Here is a 6,223-nt window from a genome sequence, read left to right on the forward strand (position 1 = left end):
TTAACATAAATTATTGCGAAATAGTTGACGAGTTGTGCAACAGCCACTCCAGCCTTGTGGCCGCATGCAAGATATTGAATATGCAAGCAAATCCCGGATGTAAGCTTCATCCGGGATTTGTATTTTTAACGGATGAGCCGCAATTATAAATTCAGAAATCTGGAAGGATTATATTTTGTTAGTTTTGCCACTGTTTTTGGGGTAGATGTGTTTGTAAGGATGTAATATTTTGATTGTCCTAACACAGTGTTGTCCTAAAGACATGGCGCATACTTAGCATGCGGGTCACAAGGGTTGACCCTCGCGGTAGCTGAGTGGGTAAATACTAACAAAGGTCGAGGTATATTATGCATCATTAATTGCGTAATCAAGTAATGGCCTCGCTATCTCTTCTGATGTCGGAGTGTACTTTAAACTTGCAACCCAGTCATCTATAAATTCTTTTGCTAAAAAAACTTCAATCAAGTAGTGGTACTGTTTACCATCAAATATCTTAATTCCTTGGTCGCCGGGTTCAGCGGATGACAATATAAGAGTCTAAGGTTTCTTTATCTTCTTGAAAAAGAGCAAGTTCTTGATTAACCTCATCTATTTTTTTTACTATATCAACTAACTTCATAAAATCTACTTTTTGATTTTAAATTTATATTATCCACCGCTCTCCGAAGTCTCCCCACTGTTCGAATGTCTCTGACTCAAACGATTATGCCCGTAGTTTACAAACTACCCGTATATATAGCTAAAGCAACGCCACAAGTAGTCTGGAGACTACCCTTACATATTAGTTCGAAGTCGGAGGCTTCAAACAGCGCAGGAGGAACACCTATCCGCATTATTTAACAAGGCTCATCATATATGGGCCGTACCTACGGTACTCAATCATCTGCTGTTTTTTATTACCACGGGTTAAAACCCGTGGCTACCATACCAACCGAACCTATGGTTCTGTCTTATTTTGCATTTAATATCAAGAGGGCATAGTGCTGCCGCGATATAAGCCAGGCTATGGCTTTGCTAACTGACAAATAAATCTGACAACTGCAGCTAAAGAGTCATCGGCTCGACGCATGTTGTAGCGCCTGATTTCAACCCGGCGATTAAAATTAACAACAGCATTGAGTACTGTAGGCACGGTCCATTTTAGTAACCGATACATGTAATTATGTTGAAAATAAAAGAGAGGGTACTTAACTTATATTGTTTATTTGAAGTTGGCAAATTAATTTAAATTATTGTTGCATAACTTAAAAGAGAGCGTTAAATTTATGTCAATCGCTGTTAAAAAATATATGAATAAAACAGTGAGTAGCGCTAAAAAGCATTCATCAGCTCACTGATAAATAAATATTTGCGGAAAGGGGGACTCGTTTTGCCATGTGGATAAAGGCTGGTACAGACGCTTTACCCGGCGGATAAATGGATTACATTTCTTATTTTTATTAAGGCTAAACCAATGATGGATATTAAAGCACCGCGTCTCCTTATTTTTACCTTCATGATACTTTATAGCTGTTCATCGCCCCAAAGCAATAATATAACCGCTGATAAAGTTGCGCTGCAAAAAACCAAAATGGCCATGGGCGCCGCTTTTGCCCGCGGCGATGTGGCAGCAATAGTAGCGCTGCACCATCCGGATGTTGTTAAGTACTTTGGCGGCAACAATGTAGTTACCGGCCGGGCAGCATTGGCTAAACAATTAACGGCAATGTTTCATGCATCCAAAATGGAGCTTATTAAAAACCAAATTGAAAGCACGGAATTCAATGGTAATACAGCGATTGAAACCTGTATTTTTGCTTTCAAAGTAACCCCGGTTAATGGTGGAAAATCATCAATTGCCCGCGGCAGGTCAATGACGGTTTTCGCGAAGTATAAAGACAGCCCTTACGGATGGGTCTCTTTACGGGAGATGACCCAGGCTGCTCCCGCCGCCCCACAATAAAGGCGCCCGGATTCCCCTTTATTGGTCAATTTATATTATTTGTTAATCTCCACATAGCTAAAACAACGGCCCAAGTAGCCTGGATACTTCCTGGCATATTAGTTCGAAATCGGAGGCTTCGAACAGCGCAGGGTGCCGTGCTTTTTTTGTGGTTATCGTGAAAGCTCTGGTGTTCCCTTCCCCGTCGGCAGTGGAGCTTCGGGCGAAAGCGGGCAGAACGATGCGGGGCTGTGCGGCTGCAGGGCATAGGGAGTTTTTGCAGAAGTGTAATTGTCTGAACCGGAATTCACAGAATTAAAGAATTAACAGAATGCATAGCGAAACATTCTATCCCCCCACGGAACCCAAACGCGAAGACGTCGAAAGCTCTCATGTTCCCTTCCCGTCGGCAGTGAAGCTTCGGGCGAAAACGGCCAAAACTATGGTGGCCTTGTGCGGCTGCAGGGCATAGGAAGTTTTTGCTAGGGGAGCCATGAGCGCCGGGGCAAAATAATTCCAGCCCAGGTTTTGGCAGTTTTGCAGGGCAAGGCCTGTGCGGCAAAGAAGCATTTCTGCCGACTTGATTTTTGGTTACTTTGTATCAAGACAAAGTAACAGCCCTCCCGCGGCAATTGAGCGGGCCAATGTTGTTATTACTACTAAATAACGTTAGTACCTGTACAACCGCCCTGTATAGCTACGAGATTGTCACGCTATCCCTACCTATGACAAGTTGAAAAAACGGAAGTCATCCCGTCCGTTAGCTAACGGATCGGGATCCCACAGGACAGGTGACCCACACGAAGTACACTTAGCATGTGGCGAAACAAGTTCGGCATGACATTGGGTATTAAATCGATGTCATTTCCCCTTCAGAGTCCACGGATTTTACCACTCTCAACGACATATTTTTGATTTCTAACTTTAGTTTTTCTCTCTCCAACCGCCTATATTCGAATAATCAAAACCATGCTTAAATTACCAATAATACCATGACTGTAGCAGAGATCCTTACAAAATTGGAGGCACTTGGGAACGAGACAATGCGTACCCATAACACAAAATTCGGGGCGCACCAAAACCAGTTTGGCGTAAAGATGGGCGATATCCGCGCCCTGGCTAAAAAGATAAAGCCCAATAATGAATTCGCTCAAGCCTTATGGGAAACCGGCAATATCGAGGCAAGATTCCTGGCAACACTCATCATGGTTCCAAAGGCATTATCCTCGGAAGAAATAAACAGCATGGTACGATCCGAAACGTTTGCGCAGGTTATCGACTGGCTGTATGCCAATGTTATAAAGGAGTATCCCGATAAAGAACAATTACGCCAGCAATGGCTGTTTGCCGACCACCCCATGGCTGCCCGCGTAGGCTGGAGCCTTACCAGCGGCCGGGTGGCCAGGAACCCCGGGGGACTGGATATCCCCGGCATTCTCGACCGCATCGAGACCGAAATGCCCGTTGCCCCTCCCGAAGTGCAATGGACCATGAACACCACACTGGCGCAAATTGGCATATATCACCCCGCTTACCGCCAACGTGCGTTGGATATAGGCGAGCGATTGGGCATATACCGCGATTACCCCGTATCAAAAGGCTGTACCTCGCCCTTTGCCCCCATTTGGATCAACGCAATAGTGAAAAGGCAGGGTTTAGCTTAAGTAGTTTAAAGGGTAGCTTACCAACGATGATTCCCAATATTTTATAATTGATTTTACCGAATGGGATATATCAATACTCAGTAGCCCCAATGTCAAAAGCTCCGGCATCGGGGCGTTGGGTGCCATAATAATCAAATTCTACGCCGTATGATAAAACGTTTGCCCCCGCATTAATAAGCGGCGACGATGATTGTAAATGGAAATTATTTGCGTTATAATTTACAAATTTACATGCGCTTACAGCCTTGCCTACATAATTATTTGAAGCTGTAAGCATAACATTGCCGCTTATTTTAATTATCGGCTGTACCGATGCCGATTGGATAAAAACATTATTAATAACGGTATTCATGGGGATAGTTTCGGAATTTAATTTTATACCGCCTAAAGCCGAACCAATGATGGTATTATTGATAAACTGGAAATTAGGCCCCGGCGTATATCTTGAATCTGCAAAAATACCATAGGCTTTTGAATTGATGATATAGTTATTAAACACCAGGTTATCCCCAAGCCCCAGTACAATAATTCCGTTGCCGGGCGCATCCTTAACCAGGTTGTTATAACATTTGCCCCCGGTACCTTCGCCTATTTGTATACCGTTATTTTGATAAGATGCAAAAGGGCTTATCCCGGGCGTTTTAACCGTATTGTTATAAATTTCGCAGCCTAAAATAGCGCTGCCAACCTGGATACCTTCGGCACCGGTAGAATCGGTGATATTTTTGTATAGCTTAACGTTCACCACATCGCCTGGCCAAACCTTACCGCAGGAAAGCGAGACGCCGTTGGCATAAAACGAATTGCCCACATAAAATCCTTCGCCACCAGTTTTGTGAACATAATTGTCATGGAGAATTATATTTTGCAGGGTAAAATGGCCACGCCATGTTGCTTCATCACAAGATGGATCTGTTTTGGCCATAATACCGGCAAAGCCACTATTACGCACCTCCACATTTGCAATCTCAAAATCGGAGCTCAGGTTGTCCATCGTCATACCGATATTGCCGCCATTTATATCAAACCCATACTCGGTATCCGGGTCGCCGGTTCCCAGTATCTTAAAATACCGGCAATTTTGTGTTTTAAACCCGTATGATGCTGTAACAGCTGTAGAAAAGGTTACTTTACCGCCCTTGTTAATAATAACAATGGGGGCAGCTGCAGTTCCTTTAAAGTTTTTAAGCAGCAAAGCGCCTCTTGTTCCGGCCGGGATGCACACGATAGAACCTGCAGGTAAATTAGTTCCGTCCACCATCCACTCAGAGGGCTGAACCGTATACGTGCAATCGGTGGTAGCTAAGGTCGAAAATTTGGCATTTGTAACCGTGGGCGCGGTTAGCGTCTGGTCAATTTTATTTTTGGTACACATCGCTAACGATGATAAAACTAATACACCGGCGATGGTCCGGATCAGGTAACCTATATTTTCCATGTATAAATGTATTGGAGCGTTAAATATGACAGGTTCAAAGAATCGCCACATACCAGGCTTTCCTGGCTTTCAAAAAAAAGCTATTATACGTTGTTTTTGGGAACATAGTTACTGCGGGGCGGGAGGTTCCCAAAATCCGAAATGGCTTCAGGTCACCCATCGCTCAAAAGGTAATTGTCTGAACCGGAATTCACCGAATTAAAGAATTAACAGAATGCATAGCGAAACATTTTATAAGCCTCCGCGGAACCCCGGCGGGAGGACGTCGAATGCTCTCGTGCTCCCTTCCCGTCGGCAGTGGAGCTTCGGGCGAAAACGGCCAAAACGATGGTGGCCTTGTGCGGCTGCAGGGCATAGGAAGTTTTTGCGGCGGGAGCCACGTGCGGCCGGGGCAAAATAATTCCAGCCCAGGTTTTGGCCGTTTTGCAGGGTAAGGCCTGTGCGGCAAAGAAGCATTTCTGCCGACAGCCGTTTGGTTACTTTGCGGCTTCAAAGTAACAGCCCTCCCGCGGCAACTGAGCGGGCCAATGTTGTTATTACTACTAAATAAACTCAAGCAGCATCAACACAATCACAAGTCATCCGCCCACACTCCTGCCACACAAGACATGTGCTAAAAGAGGCAATTGTCTGAACCGGAATTCACCGAATTAAAGAATTAACAGAATGCATAGCAAAACATTTTATAACCCTCCAGGGAACCCAGGCGAGAGACGTCGAATGCTCTCGTGTTCCCTTCCCGTCGGCAGAGCAGCTTCGGGCGAAAACGGGCAGAACGATGCGGGGTTGTGCGGCTGCAGGGCATAGGGAGTTTTTGCAGAAGTGGGCAAAGCGCGCGAGGGCAAAATAATCCCAGCCCAGGTTCTGCCCGGTTTGCGGGGCTAAGGCCTGTGCGGCAAAGAAGCATTTCTGCCGACAGCCGTTTGGTTACTTTGCGGCTTCAAAGTAACAGCCCTCCCGCGGCGATTGAGCGGGCCAATGTTGTTATTACTACTTAATAACATTAGTACCTATACTACCCGCCCTGTATAGCTTCGAGATTGCCACGCTATCGCTTATAATGACGTGTTTATAAATCACTGATTTTCAGCACTATTTTTTAATGTAATTTATGTCATTGCGAGGCACGAAGCAATCGCATGCTATACAGAGCGGACCTGTACAGTTCGCGATTGCCGCGCTGCGCTCGCAATGACATGG

5 protein-coding genes are annotated in these 6,223 nt (G+C 45.1%); 2 read left to right on the forward strand and 3 right to left on the reverse strand.

Annotated features, from left to right (window positions below; translation table 11 throughout):
- The first annotated feature begins 1,453 nt into the window (after positions 1-1,453).
- Positions 1,454-1,942, forward strand: coding sequence for a YybH family protein (locus tag AC1DPZ_RS19925; RefSeq protein WP_477406658.1), 489 nt, complete (start codon positions 1,454-1,456; stop codon positions 1,940-1,942).
- A 369-nt stretch (positions 1,943-2,311) separates the two neighbouring features.
- Here AC1DPZ_RS19925 and AC1DPZ_RS19930 read toward each other — a convergent pair whose 3' ends face one another.
- Positions 2,312-2,491 (reverse strand): hypothetical protein, encoded by a 180-nt coding sequence (locus tag AC1DPZ_RS19930; RefSeq protein WP_477406660.1) that lies wholly within the window; start codon positions 2,489-2,491, stop codon positions 2,312-2,314.
- Positions 2,492-2,913: 422 nt separating this feature from the next.
- On the opposite strand from AC1DPZ_RS19930, the gene AC1DPZ_RS19935 reads away from it, so the two are divergent.
- Positions 2,914-3,585, forward strand: a complete 672-nt coding sequence (locus AC1DPZ_RS19935; protein WP_477406662.1) for a DNA alkylation repair protein — start codon at positions 2,914-2,916, stop codon at positions 3,583-3,585.
- 70 nt (positions 3,586-3,655) lie between these two features.
- On the opposite strand, the gene AC1DPZ_RS19940 is transcribed toward AC1DPZ_RS19935, so the two are convergent.
- Together AC1DPZ_RS19940 and AC1DPZ_RS19945 are read right to left on the reverse strand one after the other, a co-directional pair.
- Entirely contained in the window at positions 3,656-5,023 is a 1,368-nt protein-coding gene (locus tag AC1DPZ_RS19940; protein WP_477406664.1) for a right-handed parallel beta-helix repeat-containing protein, read from the reverse strand.
- A gap of 231 nt (positions 5,024-5,254) precedes the next feature.
- Positions 5,255-5,479 (reverse strand): hypothetical protein, encoded by a 225-nt coding sequence (locus AC1DPZ_RS19945; RefSeq protein ID WP_477406666.1) that lies wholly within the window; start codon positions 5,477-5,479, stop codon positions 5,255-5,257.
- Positions 5,480-6,223: the final 744 nt, after the last annotated feature.

It is taken from the genome of Mucilaginibacter sp. P4_G9 (assembly GCF_056400985.1).

Excerpts from the sequence above, each read along its gene's own strand:
- AC1DPZ_RS19935 (WP_477406662.1), top strand. The coding sequence starts at position 2,914 with ATGACTGTAGCAGAGATCCTTACAAAATTGGAGGCACTTGGGAACGAG.
- AC1DPZ_RS19945 (WP_477406666.1), bottom strand. The coding sequence starts at position 5,479 with ATGCTTCTTTGCCGCACAGGCCTTACCCTGCAAAACGGCCAAAACCTG.
- AC1DPZ_RS19925 (WP_477406658.1), top strand. The coding sequence starts at position 1,454 with ATGATGGATATTAAAGCACCGCGTCTCCTTATTTTTACCTTCATGATA.
- AC1DPZ_RS19940 (WP_477406664.1), bottom strand. The coding sequence starts at position 5,023 with ATGGAAAATATAGGTTACCTGATCCGGACCATCGCCGGTGTATTAGTT.
- AC1DPZ_RS19930 (WP_477406660.1), bottom strand. The coding sequence starts at position 2,491 with ATGCTTCTTTGCCGCACAGGCCTTGCCCTGCAAAACTGCCAAAACCTG.